The sequence below is a fragment of the Gordonia sp. ABSL11-1 genome (genome assembly GCF_030315685.1).
GTDB lineage: Bacteria > Actinomycetota > Actinomycetes > Mycobacteriales > Mycobacteriaceae > Gordonia.
In genome coordinates, this window is the sequence record NZ_JASXSI010000005.1 from 142,424 (window position 1) to 157,387 (window position 14,964).

Annotated in this window: 15 protein-coding genes; 10 read left to right on the plus strand and 5 right to left on the minus strand. The window is 67.1% G+C overall.

Annotated features, from left to right (window positions below):
• Positions 1 to 31 precede the first annotated feature (31 nt).
• Genes QSJ19_RS07765 through QSJ19_RS07790 form a run of 6 tightly spaced genes read left to right on the plus strand, consistent with a single transcriptional unit; the run spans position 32 to position 6,562 of the window.
• Positions 32 to 1,129: an acyl-CoA dehydrogenase family protein gene (locus QSJ19_RS07765; protein ID WP_286319491.1), complete on the plus strand. Its 1,098-nt coding sequence runs from the start codon at positions 32 to 34 to the stop codon at positions 1,127 to 1,129.
• Positions 1,119 to 2,282, plus strand: coding sequence for an acyl-CoA dehydrogenase family protein (locus tag QSJ19_RS07770; protein ID WP_286319493.1), 1,164 nt, complete (start codon positions 1,119 to 1,121; stop codon positions 2,280 to 2,282). The genes QSJ19_RS07765 and QSJ19_RS07770 overlap by 11 nt, the downstream gene beginning before the upstream one ends.
• A complete protein-coding gene (locus tag QSJ19_RS07775) occupies positions 2,279 to 3,301 on the plus strand; it encodes a bifunctional MaoC family dehydratase N-terminal/OB-fold nucleic acid binding domain-containing protein (RefSeq protein ID WP_286319494.1) in 1,023 nt (340 codons plus the stop codon). Before QSJ19_RS07770 ends, QSJ19_RS07775 begins: the two co-directional genes overlap by 4 nt.
• Positions 3,298 to 3,711, plus strand: a complete 414-nt coding sequence (locus tag QSJ19_RS07780) for a MaoC family dehydratase (RefSeq protein WP_286319495.1) — start codon at positions 3,298 to 3,300, stop codon at positions 3,709 to 3,711. The genes QSJ19_RS07775 and QSJ19_RS07780 overlap by 4 nt, the downstream gene beginning before the upstream one ends.
• Entirely contained in the window at positions 3,711 to 4,892 is a 1,182-nt protein-coding gene (locus tag QSJ19_RS07785; RefSeq protein WP_286319497.1) for a lipid-transfer protein, read from the plus strand. Before QSJ19_RS07780 ends, QSJ19_RS07785 begins: the two co-directional genes overlap by 1 nt.
• Before the next feature lie 26 nt (positions 4,893 to 4,918).
• Complete coding sequence (locus QSJ19_RS07790) at positions 4,919 to 6,562, plus strand: acyl-CoA synthetase (RefSeq protein ID WP_286319498.1); 1,644 nt, start codon at positions 4,919 to 4,921, stop codon at positions 6,560 to 6,562.
• Here the strand turns inward: QSJ19_RS07790 and QSJ19_RS07795 are convergent.
• Together QSJ19_RS07795 and QSJ19_RS07800 are read right to left on the minus strand one after the other, a co-directional pair.
• Positions 6,555 to 7,853: an SLC13 family permease gene (locus QSJ19_RS07795; protein WP_502876113.1), complete on the minus strand. Its 1,299-nt coding sequence runs from the start codon at positions 7,851 to 7,853 to the stop codon at positions 6,555 to 6,557. The two genes, QSJ19_RS07790 and QSJ19_RS07795, sit on opposite strands and share 8 nt — an antisense overlap.
• 5 nt (positions 7,854 to 7,858) lie before the next feature.
• A complete protein-coding gene (locus QSJ19_RS07800; protein ID WP_286319499.1) occupies positions 7,859 to 9,580 on the minus strand; it encodes an MFS transporter in 1,722 nt (573 codons plus the stop codon).
• 172 nt (positions 9,581 to 9,752) lie between these two features.
• On the opposite strand from QSJ19_RS07800, the gene QSJ19_RS07805 reads away from it, so the two are divergent.
• Positions 9,753 to 9,893 (plus strand): hypothetical protein, encoded by a 141-nt coding sequence (locus tag QSJ19_RS07805; RefSeq protein WP_187585959.1) that lies wholly within the window; start codon positions 9,753 to 9,755, stop codon positions 9,891 to 9,893.
• Positions 9,894 to 9,958: 65 nt separating this feature from the next.
• On the opposite strand, the gene QSJ19_RS07810 is transcribed toward QSJ19_RS07805, so the two are convergent.
• Positions 9,959 to 10,390 (minus strand): DUF6918 family protein, encoded by a 432-nt coding sequence (locus tag QSJ19_RS07810; RefSeq protein ID WP_286319500.1) that lies wholly within the window; start codon positions 10,388 to 10,390, stop codon positions 9,959 to 9,961.
• Positions 10,391 to 10,434: 44 nt separating this feature from the next.
• On the opposite strand from QSJ19_RS07810, the gene QSJ19_RS26950 reads away from it, so the two are divergent.
• Complete coding sequence (locus tag QSJ19_RS26950) at positions 10,435 to 10,785, plus strand: hypothetical protein (protein ID WP_502876114.1); 351 nt, start codon at positions 10,435 to 10,437, stop codon at positions 10,783 to 10,785.
• A 128-nt stretch (positions 10,786 to 10,913) separates the two neighbouring features.
• On the opposite strand, the gene chsH3 is transcribed toward QSJ19_RS26950, so the two are convergent.
• On the minus strand, positions 10,914 to 11,777 hold the full coding sequence (chsH3, locus tag QSJ19_RS07820; protein WP_286319502.1) for an enoyl-CoA hydratase ChsH3: 864 nt from the start codon (positions 11,775 to 11,777) through the stop codon (positions 10,914 to 10,916).
• Between the two features lie 4 nt (positions 11,778 to 11,781).
• On the minus strand, positions 11,782 to 13,521 hold the full coding sequence (kstD, locus tag QSJ19_RS07825; RefSeq protein WP_286319503.1) for a 3-oxosteroid 1-dehydrogenase: 1,740 nt from the start codon (positions 13,519 to 13,521) through the stop codon (positions 11,782 to 11,784).
• Between the two features lie 316 nt (positions 13,522 to 13,837).
• Here kstD and QSJ19_RS07830 point away from each other — a divergent pair, with 316 nt between their 5' ends.
• Both QSJ19_RS07830 and QSJ19_RS07835 read left to right on the plus strand, forming a co-directional pair.
• Entirely contained in the window at positions 13,838 to 13,984 is a 147-nt protein-coding gene (locus tag QSJ19_RS07830; RefSeq protein WP_286319504.1) for a hypothetical protein, read from the plus strand.
• 87 nt (positions 13,985 to 14,071) lie between these two features.
• Positions 14,072 to 14,860 carry a 2-keto-4-pentenoate hydratase gene (locus QSJ19_RS07835; protein WP_286319505.1) on the plus strand — a complete coding sequence of 263 codons (789 nt, stop codon included), beginning with the start codon at positions 14,072 to 14,074 and terminating at the stop codon, positions 14,858 to 14,860.
• Positions 14,861 to 14,964 lie beyond the last annotated feature (104 nt).

The window sequence follows — 14,964 nt, forward strand, 5'->3', positions numbered from 1 at the left end:
AAGTTCTAATTTGTCGCAAGGAGGCAGTGGGGTGGACTTCGCCCTCGACGACACGGCCGTCGCTGTTCGCGATGCGGCCGCGGAGGTATTCGCCCGGCATCAGCCGGATTGGGAGAGCAGGTTCGACACGCCCGGGGGCGGCGGCTTCGACGACACCCTCTGGGCGTCGGTCAAGGCCGCCGGACTGCTGGCGCTGCCGCTGCCCGCCGACTTCGACGGCGACGAGGTGGCGGTGAACGATCTGCTCCCGTTGTTACGGGCCATGGGGTCGGCCGCGGCGGTGACGCCGGCGATCGGCACGCTCGTCTCGGCGCTGACGCTGCGCCATGCGTCGGACGCGGCGATGGCGAAGTGGGGTCGCACGCTCGCCGACGGCGGGTGGCACGCGATCGCGATCGGCGAGCAGGGCGACGCGCTCACCTCCACACCGCACACCACCATCCGCGACGGCAGGCTGACCGGGACCAAGACCGGTGTGCTGCACGCCGACGGTGCGTCGGCTCTCGTCGTCGCGACCGACGGTGGTGTGGTCGTCGTCGGCGCCGACAGTCCAGGGGTGTCGCTCACGCGCACCCCGTCGTCGGCCGGGTGGGGTGAGTACACGGTCCGCTTCGACGATGTGGCCTTCGACGAGACGGACGTGCTGACCGCCGACGTCGATGTGCTGCGTGACCATTACCGCCTGCTGTTGGCGGCCTACGCGGACGGACTCGTCGACGGCGCCGCGCGCCTCACCGCCGAGCACGTCACGCAACGCGAGCAGTTCGGCAAGCCGATCGCGCTGTTCCAGGCGGTGGGCCAGCAACTCGCCGATGTCTACATCGTCGGCCGGTCGCTGAGCCTCGCCACCACGGCGGCCGCCTGGCGGATGACCGAAGGTCTCGACGCCGCGCAGGATCTCGGGATCGCCGGTTACTGGCTGGCGGCGGAGGTCCCGGCGACTCTGCGGACGATGACACACCTGCATGGGGGGATCGGCGTCGACGTCACCTACCCGCTGCACCGGCACTTCTCCATCGCCAAGGACCTCGCCCGTCTCGTCGGCGGCGCCGACGCGCGCCTCGATGAGGTCGCCGACGACTCCGATGCGCGGCTCGACCCGAAAGCGCAGGCAGCACATGTTCATTGATCTGACCCCGGAGCAGGCGGCGTTGCGCGCCGAACTCCGTGAGTACTTCGCCGGGCTGGTGAGCCCCGCCGACGCGGAGGTCATGCTCACCGAACGTCATGGCGAGACCTATCGCAAGGTCATCCGCCAGATGGGCAAGGATGGCTGGCTCGGAGTCGGCTGGCCGAAAGAGTACGGCGGCAAAGGGTTCGGACAGATCGAACAGCAGATCTTCACCAACGAGGCCGTCCGTGCCGACGTCCCGCTGCCCGCCGTCACCCTGCAGACCGTCGGTCCGACGCTGCAAGAGCACGGCACCGATGAGCTCAAGCAGAGGTTCCTGCCGGACATCCTCGCCGGTGAGGTACATTTCGCGATCGGCTACACCGAGCCCGGCGCCGGTACCGATCTCGCGTCGCTCACCACGAGTGCGGTTCTCGACGGCGATCACTATGTGGTGAACGGACAGAAGATCTTCACCACCGGCGCGCACGACGCCGACTACATCTGGCTCGCCGTACGCACCGACAAAGAGGCGCCCAAGCACAAGGGCATCTCGATCCTCATCGTCGACACCACGGATCCGGGGTTCAGCTGGACGCCGATCATCACCGCCGACGGTGCCCACCACGTCAACGCCACCTACTACAACGATGTCAAGGTGCCCGTGTCGATGCGGGTCGGCGCCGAGGGCGAGGGGTGGAAGTTGATCACCACTCAGCTCAACCATGAGCGCGTCATGCTCGGCCCGGCCGGTCGCATCGATGGCCTGGCGGCGCGGGTACGCGCCTGGGCCCAGCAGCCCGGACCCGACGGCACCGTCATCGCCAAGCATCCCGACGTCCGACGCGCCCTCGCCGAGATCGAGGCCTATGCCCGGATCAACGAGTTGCTCAACTGGCAGGTGGCCTCGACGGGTGAGGCGATCTCGATGGCGGACGCCGCGGCCACCAAAGTCTTCGCCACCGAGCGACTCCAGCACATCGGCCGACTGATCAACGAGATCGTCGGCCGGCACGGCGATTTCACCGATCCCGCGACCGCCGCGCTGGTCGACTGGCTGGATGTGCAGCAGAAGCGCAACGTCGTCATCACCTTCGGCGGCGGCGTCAACGAGGTCATGCGCGACATGATCGCCACCGCCGGACTGGGATTGCCGAGGGCCAAGCGATGACCATCTCGACCGGCGACGAGATCCACGCGGCCGCGGACGCCATCAAGGCCGACGGGCCCGGCGCGCCGACCGCGGGGCGTGACCCGATCAATCAGCCGATGATCCACAACTGGGTCGAGGTGATGGGTGACGAGAATCCCATCTACGTCGACGAATCCGCGGCCCGTGCCGCCGGGCACCCGGGCATCGTCGCGCCGCCCGCGATGGCGCAGGTGTGGACGATGCGCGGCCTGCACGGCCGTCGCACCGCCGACGATCCGCTGGCCAGGGCCACCGAGATGTTCGACGAGGCCGGCTACACCTCGGTCGTCGCGACCAACTGTGACACGGTCTACCACCGCTACACCCGTCCCGGCGAAGAGGTCACGCTCTCCGCCGAACTCACCGATGTGGCCGGGCCGAAGAACACCGCGCTCGGTGAGGGATGGTTCTTCACCACCCGCAACGTCTGGTCGGTCGGAGACGAGGTCGTCGCGGAGATGTCGTTCCGCATCCTCAAGTTCCGTCCGCCAGAGCAGGACGACGCCGCGGCCGGAGATGCCGAGCAGTCGTCGGTGCCCGACGACCTCGATCCCTCACGGATGCTGCGCCCCAGTTCTTCCCGCGACACCGGGTTCTTCTGGCAGGGCGTCGCGGCGCACGAACTGCGCATCCAGCAACTCGAGGACGGTAGCTTGCGGCATCCGCCGATCCCCGCGATCTGGAAGGCTCGACAGTCCGATGGCACTGTCCCGCAGACGGATTACGTCGTCGCTTCAGGGCGCGGCACCGTGTTCAGTCATGTGGTGCATCACGCACCGAAGGTCCCAGGCCGACAGCTGCCCTTCGTGGTGGCGCTCGTCGAACTCGAGGAGGGCGTGCGTATGCTCGGTGAGCTCCGTGGGATCGCGCCCGAGCAGGTTCGGATCGGACTGCCCGTCGAGGTCACCTTCCTCGATTTCCCGGCCGACGACGACACCGGGACCGCAGCGTGGAGTCTGTACGCGTGGACGCCGATCGACACCGAGGAGCAGAAGTGACCAGCGTTGCGACACAACCGGTCCGGGTCGCCGACACACTCCCGCCGCTGACCATCGACGCCAGTCCGACGTTCGTGGTGGCGACTGCACTGGCCACCCGTGACTTCCAGGATGTCCACCATGACCGTGACCTCGCGCAGGCCAAGGGCTCCAAGGACATCTTCGTCAACATCCTCACCGACACCGGTCTGGTCGAGCGGTTCGTGACCGATTGGGCGGGCCCGACGGCCCGTATCCGGTCGATCAACCTCAAACTCGGCGTGCCCTGGTACGCCTACGACTCGGTGACCTTCACCGGTGAGGTCACCGAGATCGCCGACGACGTGATGACGGTATCGGTCACCGGCACCAATTCGCTGGGGAAACACGTGATCTCCACGGTCACCCTCACCATCGGTGGTGACTTCTGATGGCCGGCCTCTCGGGTAAGGCGGCGATCGCGGGTATCGGGGCGACCGAGTTCTCCAAGGACTCGGGCCGCAGCGAGTTGCGACTGGCCGCGGAGGCTGTGTCGGCGGCCGTCGCCGACGCGGGACTGAAGCCGGAGGACGTCGACGGACTGGTGTCGTTCACCATGGACACCAATGCCGAGATCGCGGTGGCGCGTGCGGTCGGGATCAAGGAGATGACCTACTTCTCCCGAATCCACTATGGGGGTGGCGCGGCCTGCGCCACGGTGCAGCAGGCGGCGATGGCGGTCGCGACGGGCGTCGCCGACGTCGTGGTCGCCTACCGCGCTTTCAACGAGCGGTCGGGACTGCGCTTCGGTCAGGTGAACAGCGCCGTCGCCAACCAGGAGAACTCGTCGGGCACCGACAACGCGTTCGTCTATCCTCACGGTCTCTCGACCCCGGCAGCGTTCGTCGCGATGGTCGCGCAGCGGTACATGCACGAGTATGGCGCCACCAGTGAGGATTTCGGACGGATCGCCGTCGTCGATCGCAAGCACGCCGCGGTCAACCCGAACGCCTTCTTCCATGGCAAGCCGATCACCCTGGAGGACCACCAGGCGTCGCGGTACATCGCCGAGCCGCTGCATCTGCTGGACTGCTGCCAGGAATCCGACGGCGGCGTTGCGATCGTCGTCGTGTCGGCCGAGCGTGCGCGAGACCTCCCGCACACCCCGGCCGTCATCGCCGGCGCCGCGGCGGGAAGCGCTGACGATCAGTTCATCATGTCGAGCTACTACCGGGACGATCTCGCCGGCCTTCCCGAGATGGGTCTGGTGGGACGGCAACTGTGGAAGCAGTCCGGGCTCGGGCCGTCGGACATGGACATGGCGATTCTCTACGACCACTTCACGCCATACACACTGATGCAGCTCGAGGAGCTCGGCTTCTGTGGTCGCGGTGAGGCGAAAGACTTTGTGCGCCAACCGGGTGCACTCGAGGTCGGGGGTCAGCTTCCGCTGAACACCCATGGGGGACAACTCGGTGAGGCCTACATCCACGGGATGAACGGCATTGCCGAGGCGGTCCGGCAGATACGCGGCGACTCGGTCAATCAGGTCGAGAATGCCGAGAAGATCGTGGTCACCGCGGGTACGGGCGTTCCCACCAGCGGACTGGTACTCACGCAGTCCAGCCGATAGCGGCGAGCTCAGCAGAGGGAGTAGAGATGAAGTTCAATCTGGCCGACGTGTTCGAGACGGTCGCCGACGCGGTGCCCGAGCGCATCGCGCTGAGTTACGAGGGTCGGCAGATCAGCTACGCCGAACTCGACGGTCTCGCCAACCAGGTCGCGCATCTGCTGTCGGGTGCCGGGATCGGTGCGCACGACAACGTCTCGTTGTTCCTCAAGAACAGTGTGGAACACGTGACGAGTCTGCTCGGTCTGCTCAAGATCCGCGCCGTACCGGTCAACATCAACTACCGCTACACCAACGCCGAGCTGCAGTACATCTTCGACAATTCCGACTCACGCGCGATCATCGTCGAGGTGCCCGAACATCAGCGCAGCGTCGCCGCCCTGCTGCCCGAATTGTCCACGGTGCGGGCCGTGTTCGTGATCGGTGAGGTCGACGATGCACTGGCGGCGGCCGCCGCGGGCCTGCCCGACGGGCGGACGGTGCAGATCGTGTCCTTCGCCGACACCGCCGGGCAGTCCACCGAGCGCGACTTCGAGGCCCGCAACGGTGAAGAGCTCTACCTCCTCTACACGGGGGGCACCACCGGCTACCCGAAGGGCGTCATGTGGCAGCACGACGACTTCTTCCGCAAGCCGCTCTCGGGCGGCAACCCGTATGGTGAAGCGCGCAAGGATCTCGACGAGATCGCCTCGGCGGTCAAGGATTTTCCGTCGATGGCATTTCTGCTGGCGGCGCCGCTGATGCACGGTGCCGCGTCGTACTCGCTGTTCACGTTCTTCACCCTGGGCGGGCGGCTCGTGATCCAACGGGACTTCGACCCGGCGGCGATCGTGTCCGAGGTGGAGAAGGAGAAGGTGCAGATCATCCTCATCGTCGGCGACGCGATGGGTATGCCGCTGGTCGAGGAGTTCGAGCGCCGCGCCGGAGAGGTCGACCTGTCGTCATTGTTCTCGGTGACCTCGGGCGGCGCGATCTGGTCGCAGCACGTACGCGACCGGTTCCTCGGGGTGAAAGCGGATCTGGTGCTGCGGGACAACTTCGGCGCGTCGGAGTCCGGTAACGACGGCGAGATCATGATGGACGACAACGGCAACCTGCGGGTGCCTCCGACCGACAAGATGATGGTCGTCGACGAACGGCACAACAGGATCGAGCCCGGTTCCGGCGAGGTCGGCTACATCGCCCGCATCGGCAATGTTCCCCTCGGCTACTACAAGGACGAGGAGAAGAGCGCCAAGACATTCCCGACTCTGGCCGACGGTACGCGGATCTCCATCCTCGGTGACATGGGCGCCGTCGAGGCCGACGGCAGCATCGTGTTCCTCGGTCGCGGCTCGCAGTGCATCAACACCGGCGGCGAGAAGGTATACGCCGAAGAGGTCGAGGCGACGCTGCACGCCCACCCGGCGGTGGCGGATGCGTTGGTCGTGCCGGTGCCGGATGAACGCTACGGTCAGCGGGTCGCAGCGGTCATCGCGGTCGCCGACGGTGCGATCGAACCGTCGTTGGACGAGATCCAGGAGCACTGTCGAGAGACCCTCGCCCGCTACAAGGTGCCGCGTACCGTCGTCTACGTCGACGAGGTCAAGCGGACCCCGGCAGGCAAGGCCGACTATCGGTGGGCGAAATCTGCGGCGGCAGCGGCGGGTGAGACCGCAGGCGCCGCTAGCTGATCGACAACCCCGCCCAGAGCGCGACGACCGCCGCGGCCAACGTCGGCGGTACCGTCAACGCACCCAGCATCAGGTACTGACGCGATGCCGGGTGCGTGCCCTGGCGGTGCATCACGTCGCGCCACAGGAGATTCGCCAATGACCCGAAGTAGGCGAGGTTCGGCCCGATGTTCACTCCCAGGAGTACGGCGAGCACCAGGGCCGGTTGGTGGGCCACCAGGGGCACGAGCAGCAGTGTCGCGGGCAGGTTGTTGAGCAGGTTCGCCAGCACCGCCGCGAGCGCCGCGACGCCGAGGAGTGCCAGAAGTCCGGTACCCGACGGGATCAACGAACTCACGACATCTCCGAGTGGCCCTTCTCGGACGGGCAGGATGATGACGCCCAGTGCGGCGACGAAGGCCAGGAACGGGACGTTCACCGCGCGGACCGTATGGGCGAGGGTCTCCGCAGGCGCGCGGAACAGCAACGGCATCACCATGATCAGCGCCCCGGCGCCGGCGACCGCCGCCAGCGGGATGTCGAGCGGTTCGGCGACGACGAAGGCCACCAGCAGCAGGCACAGCGCGATCAGCACTCCCCGCGGTGCGTGCGGGGCCGACACGTCTGGGGCCGTCGCCGAGCCGGTGACGCTCTCGGTGTCGTCTCTCTCGGCCGGTCGCGGCGACGGCGCCGCGAGAGCGTCGGCGAAGAACCATCGAAAGATCAGATATTCCACGATGATCGCGGCCGCCCACGGCGCGGCCATGAGGCCGGTGAAGCCCAGGAACGTCAGGCCCGTCGCGCCGAACGCCAGGAGATTGGTCAGATTGGAGACGGGCAACAACGTGGAGGTGCTGTTCGCGAGATGGTTGCTGGCGTAGGCGACTGGTGCGATCCGCGCACCGACTCGGCGGGCCGTGGCGACCGCGACGGGTGTCAGCAACACGATCGTCGTGTCGATCGACAGGACGGCGGTCGTGACGGCGGCCACCAGGAAGACGATGCGCAGCAGGCGGTTCGGTGACGACCGACTCCACGTGGCAAGCACTGCTCCGATCCAGGTGAACACCCCGGTACGCGCGCACACATCCGCGACCACGAGCATCGCCGCCAGGAAACCGATGGTCGGTGCCATGAAACGGATCTCGTCGACCGCGTCGTCGAGCCCCGTCAGACCCAGCAGCACAACGAGTATCGCGACGGGCACCGCCACCAGCGCGGCCGGCATGCGCCGGGCACCGACCGTCGTGATGATGACGATCACCAGGAGCGCGACGGCGATGATGCTGCCGACGACGCCGGAGGCCGACACGACCGTCAGTCCGGAGCGGTGTCCGTGCGCGGCGGAGCGGACGCGTCCGCCGCTCGTGCACCGACACCGACATTCTCCTGTGCCGCACCGTCGGCCGCTGGGATGTCGTCGCCGGCGGTCGGAGCATCCGGGGAGACGGTCACCACCCGGCGAGGGGCGAGCCACGCCAGGACGAATGCACTCGCGACGAGGACGGCCCCGAGGACGATGTAGGCCTGCCGCATCGGCTCCAGGAACGCGTCCTGGGCGTCGTGGGCGATCTGCGCCGCCAGCGGTCCGGCACGGTCCGCGAGGCGTTCGACGACGGCGGTCGCCTCGGCCAGTGAGCGTCGGATGTGGTCGGCGGCCTGGCCCGCCTGTTGCACCAGCATCTGGCCGCCGAGCTGATCGCCGGCCGCTATGCGTTGTTCACCGGCCGCGGTCAGCTGGGTGCGGGCGTTGTCGGCGACGGCACCGATCCGGTTGGAATAGCCGGCCGCCATGATGCTGCCCGCCACGGCGATCCCGATGGCCGCGCCGATCTCTCGTGCCGTGTCGTTGACCGCGGAGCCGACGCCCTGATTGTCCAGTGGGGTGTTCGACATGATGGCGGTCGTCGACGACGCCGTCGCGAGCCCGATGCCGATGGCGCACAACACGATGATCCAGATGGCGGTCCAGTACGTCTCGTAGTGGACGATCCCGAGCAGGACGATGCCCACGCCGGCGAGCAGGATGCCGCCGGCCAGGACGAAGCGCAGGGCGTCGAAGCGGACCGCCAGCCAGTTGCCCAGCAGCGCGAAGATCCCGACTCCCGCCACCATCGGCATGAGGGCGAACGCCGACTGCAGCGGTGAGTAGCCGAAGACGAGCTGCAGTTGCTGCAGCATCAGATAGAACACGCCGAACGATGCGAAGAACTGCATGGCGATGGCCAGGGAGCCCGAGCCGAACGCGCGATTGGTGAAGAGGCGGACGTCCAGAAGCGGTGATGCGCGGCGCAGTTCGAGGAACACGAACGCCACGACGAGGACGATCCCTCCGATCAGCCCGATCAGGACCAGCGGATCGGCCCAGCCGCGATGTGGGGCCTCGAGCAAGCCCAGCACGATGCCGGTGATGCCGAGGATCGAGGTGAGCGAACCGGCGACGTCGAATCGTCCGGGGCTGCTGTCGCGCGAACTGCCGATGGTGAAACACAGTGCTGCGGTCAGGACCGCGGACGCGGCGAACGTGATGAAGATCGAATGCCAGGTGAAGAACTCCAGCAGGATGCCGGTGACGAGGAAACCGGCGATCGCGCCGCCACCGGCGACGGCGGCCCAGATGCTCACCCCCAGCGCGCGGCGACTCTCCGGGACACCGGAGGTGATCAAGGACAGCGTCGTCGGCATGATCAGCGCGGCGCCCACGCCCGCGAGGACCCGGGTGGCGATCAGTTGCGTCGGATCGCTGATCCACACGGGCAGCACGGACGCGATGGCGAAGACGAACAGTCCGACGATCAGGACGCCGCGTCGTCCGTAACGGTCGCCGACCGCACCTGCCGGTAGCAGGAGCGCGGCGAGGGCGAGGGTGTAGCCGTCGACGATCCAGGTCATCTGGCCCGAGTCGGCACCGGTGTCGATCGCGATGTCGGGCAGCGCGGTGTTGAGCGCGGCCATCGCGGCGACGACCATGCTGACCGCGGCGCACGCGATGGCTATCAACCAGATCGAGCGGAGATCGGCGGAGCGCAACCTCGTCATCGTCACCCTTCGAAGCAGTACCTGCCGAACGTGTTGCCTGATCGTTATCGCGACACGCAGTGTGGGCGACCACCATCTTGATGCAACATGTGACACATTTATCACTGCAGTAACAAGAACCCGGTAGCTGTCCTCTTGGTCAATCGTCCGGGACTACCGAAAGTGAGAGATCATGGCCTCACCTCAGGTCGCCTCTTCACAAGGTACCGACTACACACCTGTTCGCGTACATGTATGGCGTGTGGTGTCGATGCTCGCGGCGCTGGTCGCGGTCGTCGCGGGCCTTCTCGTCATCGTGACGTCGGCAGCCTGACCGGCTGAGACGCAACTGCGCCCCGCCGAGTGGACTCGACGAGGCGCAGAGTGTGAAGTCGTGATTCAGGCGGCGTGCTTCTCGATGACGCCGCCGACACGGGGCAGCGCCGCGATGACATAGCCCTTGGCCTTACCGCGCAAGGAGTTGTAGGCCTTGGCCAGGGCGGGCTTCGCAGTGGCTGCCTGATCGTCGGTGACGGTCAGCAGGGCCTCGGCGACCGCATCGTCGTTGGCGACCAGATGATCGGCGAACGCAACCCCGGCCGGGTGCGAATCCCAGAACGGTGCGAGAGCCGACAGGAAGTCTGGCAGCATCTTGTCGGTCGCGGACGCCACGACGCCCGGCTTGACCTTCTGTGCGGCCGCATAGGCCGTCTTGACGGCGGCACCGCCCAATCCCCTCTGGTCGGACACCTCCGCGTCGATCACGTCGGCCAGATCGGCGACCACGGCGGTGCGGTCGGTGTCGAGCAGGGACTGAAGCGAATCACTCATGTGGGATCTCCTCGGCGCCCGGGCGGGCATCAACTTCTCGGCGGATGTGGTCCGCGTCGAGGTTAGCCGATCAGTACTTCTCTGACCTGACCTCCGTCGACCGGCGCGACGGTGGCATTGATGAACGACGCCTGGCCGGACAGCAGAAAGGCGACGAGGGCGCCCACCTCCGGGGGCGGCCGAAGCGTTTCATCGGGCTGCTGCTCACGAACTCACGTCCGACCTCTTCCCCGTTGTCGGCATCGATCTGCTTGAGCGATCCCTCGACCATCGGAGTCATGATCGACCCGGGCGCAATGGCTTTCACGGTGATGCCGTACTGCCCGTATTCGATCCCGGAGTTGCGGGTCAGGCCGACGACGCTGAGGGGCGAGCGTCACGAAGGGCCTTCGTGACGCTCGCAAGCTCGCTCCTCGGGCACTGTGGTGACGGTGCTCTTCGGGCACGGTGGTGACGGTGCTCTTCGGGCACTGTGGTGACGGTGCTCTTCGGGCACTGTGGTGACCTGGTCGTCGCGACGACCTCAACCCGCCACGGACAGAACGACATTGTTCAGCGCGGGCGAGCCGTCGCGGGCGGCCACCGATGCGGTGATCAGGAGTCGGCCGTTCTCGTCCCAGATCTCGACATCGAGTGTTTCGCCGGGGAACACCACGCCGGCAAAGGTGGCCGAGAAGTCGGCAACGGCCGCGGCTTCCCCGTCGAGGACAGCATCGGTGACCGCTCGGCACACCGTGCCGTAGGTGCACAGGCCATGCAGGATCGGGCGGGGGAATCCGGCGTTCGCGGCGAACGCGGGATCGGAGTGCAGCGGATTGCGGTCGCCGCACAGCCGATAGAGGAGGGCCTGCTGCGGAAGGGTGGGAACCGAGAGTCGGTGATCCGGCACGCGATCCGGGTAGGCGATCTTCGTCGACGTCCCGCGTTCGCCGCCGAAACCGCCCTCGCCCTTGGCGAAGATGGAAGACCTGGCTGTCCAGAGCGGGCTGCCGGCCTCGTCGACCGTGACCGACTCCTGGATGATCACCGCGGCCGATCCCTTGTCCTGGATCTCCGCGATGGTGGTCCGGGTGGTCGCCTTGCCGCTCGCGGGCAGTGGCTGGTGCGCGGTCACCTGCTGGCTGCCGTGCACGACCTTCGCGAGGTCGATGTCGATCCCCGGAAAGGAGACCTTGGGCGCTTCGGTCGCGTGGAACGACGCGGCGACGGTGGCAAAGGAGGGCAACACCTTCGGCGACACGTCGTCGACGTAGGCGAGTCCTGCGGTGTCCATCGGGTCGGCGGCCGCTCCGACGGCGAGGTGATAGAGCGCGACGTCCGACGCCGACCACTCGAAGCTGACCTCGGGCAGTTCGGCGCCGAGCGCCACGGACGGATCGATGGCCACGGTCTCAGGCTCCTGTGCTGGTCGATGTGGTGGAGGTGGCCGCTGCCTTCGCGGCAGTGTCGAGCGCGGCGAGGTAGCCGAACACGAGCGCTGGTCCTATGGTCGCCCCGGGGCCCGCATAGGTGTGGCCCATGACCGGCGCACTGGTGTTGCCGGCGGCGTACAGACCTTCGATCACCGATCCGTCGGCTCGCAGAGCGCGTCCGGCGGAATCGGTCTCGAGGCCACCCTTGGTCCCCAGGTCACCGGGCACCATCTTGACCGCGTAGAACGGGGCCCTGGTGAGTGTGCCCAGACTCGGATTGGGCTTGTTCGTGATGTCGCCGTAGTAGTGATCGTATCCACTTGTGCCACGACCGAAATCGGCGTCGATACCGGAACGTGCGAATCCGTTGAAGCGTTCCGTCGTCTGTGCGAGCGCGTCGGCAGGCAGGCCGATCTTCTCGGCGAGCTCCCGGATCGAGCCGGCCTTCACGACGACACCGGAGTCGAACCACTTCTTCGGAAGCGGTTGCCGTGCATTGATTCCGGCGAATAGATAGCGGTTGCGGCAGGTCTGATCCATGATCAGCCAGGCCGGCACGTTCTCACCCGGACCGTCGCCCTGGCCGTACTCGCCGCCGTACATCTGATGAACCGCTTCGACGTAGGGCAGCGACTCGTTCATGAACCGCTGACCACGCTCGTTGACCATGAATGTGCCGGGGACGGCGCGTTCGGACAGCGCGAACCACGGCCCGCGGGGCAGTGGGATCGTCGGTCCCCACCAGGCGTCGTCCATCAGGGCGACCGACGCGCCGATCTTCAGGCCCGCGTTGATCCCGTCACCGGTGTTCGACGGTGCACCCGTCGTCCAGTCCGAACCGATCGGCTCCCGCTGGTACTTACGGCGCATCTCGGGGTTGTTCTCGAACCCGCCGCACGCCAGGATCACCCCGTGCCGGGCGTGGATCCGGTAGGTGGCACCGCCGGATTCGGCGATCACGCCGACGACCCGTCCGTCGTCGGTGATCAGATCGGTGAGGCCGGTGTTCAGGCGCAGCGGAACCCCGAGCTGTCGGACGCCGAGCAGGAGTTCGGCCGCCAGCGCGGCACCCATCGCGATGAGCTTCTTGCCCCGCGAGCGGGCCCAGAAGAACCGCGAACCGACCTTCGCCATCCGCACCGGGCCCCGCCAGTGGCGCAGACCGGTGTTGAGCCATCGGTAGTCGGACTGCAGCACGACCATGTTCAGCGGGGCCTTGGTGTACTGCGGGTGCAGCGTCTTCAGGTCGTCGCCGAGGGCGCGGGCGTCGAACGGGCGGGGCTCGACGGACCGCCCGGCGAGCCGGCCGCCGGGGGCCTCGGGATAGTAGTCGGAGTAGTTCTTCACCCATTCCAGGTCGAGCGGGGCGTGCTTCATCAGGAAGTCCAGCGCCTCCGGGCCACGATCGATGTAGGTGTCGATCCGCTCGGCCGGCGCGTGCTCGCCGATGATGGCATGGACGTACTCACGCGCCTTCGCCACCGTGTCGTCGACGCCGTCGCGCCGCAGTACCGAGTTGTTCGGAATCCACACGCCGCCACCCGAGCGGGACGTCGAGCCGCCCCAATACGGGGATTTCTCGATGATCACGGTCTTCAGCCCGCTCGCCGCCGCGGTGATGGCCGCGCTGAGGCCGGCCGCGCCGGCGCCGACGACGATGACGTCGAACGTCTCGGGAGTGGTGGTGTTCTGTGCTGCGGGTTCGGTCGCGCCGGCCATGGGGGTCCCTTCATGCGCCACGGGTGGAACGTGTTCTCCCTAGAATTAGAACACGTTACAGAAATGGGGCGCCAGGGGCGGGCCGGATGGAGTGCCCATCCGGCGCTGCCGGTCGCTGCCGGTCGCTGCCTGAGTCCCGCTGCGGGCGTGATGGACTTCGCTGGAGCAACCCGCGAGCATGTCTGTGAGTGCGGGCGCTGCGTGCCCGGGCGGCATCGATGGCGGTGACCCACGCGCTGGCGGCGGAGTGCGGCAAGGCGGGTGTCCGGGTTCACCGCCGTGAGCCGGGCTCGATGGCCTCGGGTGATGACCGACGATGCGGAGTTCTCGCTGTTCCCTGGTCCTGGGTCAGGGTTTCGCCGGACCCGAGATGGTCGCCGCTGTCGTCGCGATGCCGGCGAGTCAGGACGCGTCGTCCATGACCGGGGCCGGGATCCGGGTCGACGGCGGTTCGCACGGGTGAATGACACCGTGTCGCTGATCGGGCATGTCGCCGAACTGCAACATGTTCTAAACTAGAACATGTTCACTCGATGGGATTGGGGAGAAAATGGCGGTCGATCAGGTAATTCGCGAGCAGATCGCGACTGATCTGTGGAACGCGGAGCGGGCCGCGGTGGCGATCGACCGGCCGACAGATGCCCATCCCGGGCTCGATGTCGTCGACGCCTACGAGATCCAGCTGATCAACATCCGCAAGCGGCTCGACGCCGGCGCCACGGTGGCCGGGCACAAGGTGGGGCTGGCGTCCGAGGCGATGCAGAAGATGATGAACGTCGACGAGCCCGATTACGGTCATCTGCTCGATGTGATGCAGTACTTCGAGTCGACGCCGATCGATCGGTCGCGGCTGTGTTTTCCGCGGGTCGAGGTCGAGGTGGGGTTCATCCTCGGCAAGGATCTGCCCGGTGCGGGCTGCACCAACGAGGACGTCATCGACGCCGTGGAGTGGGTGGTGCCGTCGATCGAGCTGATCGACTCGCGCATCACCGATTGGAAGATCACGCTGTGCGACACGATCGCCGACAACGCGTCGTCGTGCGGCTGGGTTCTTGGGGAACAGCGTGTCCCGATCAGCGAGATCGACACCGGGGACATCGATGCGGTGCTGCACCGCAATGGGGAGATCGTGGCGAAGGGCAACTCGTCGGCGGTGCTGGGCCACCCGCTGAACGCGGTGTCGTGGCTGGCGCGCAAGGTCGAGGGTTTCGGTGTGCGTCTGCGCAAGGGTGATGTGATCCTGCCGGGCACGGCGACCCGCGCCATCGACATCGCCTCGGGTGATCATTTCGTCGCCGAGTTCGCCGGGCTCGGCTCGGTCACCCTCGATTTCGACTAGCAGACTTTTCGGTCCCTGAGGAGGCAGCTTGCGAGTGTCACGAAGGCGAAGGGCAGGTCCTTCGTGACGGCCCTCCGCAGGGCTTCGGGCTCCTCAGGAACCGG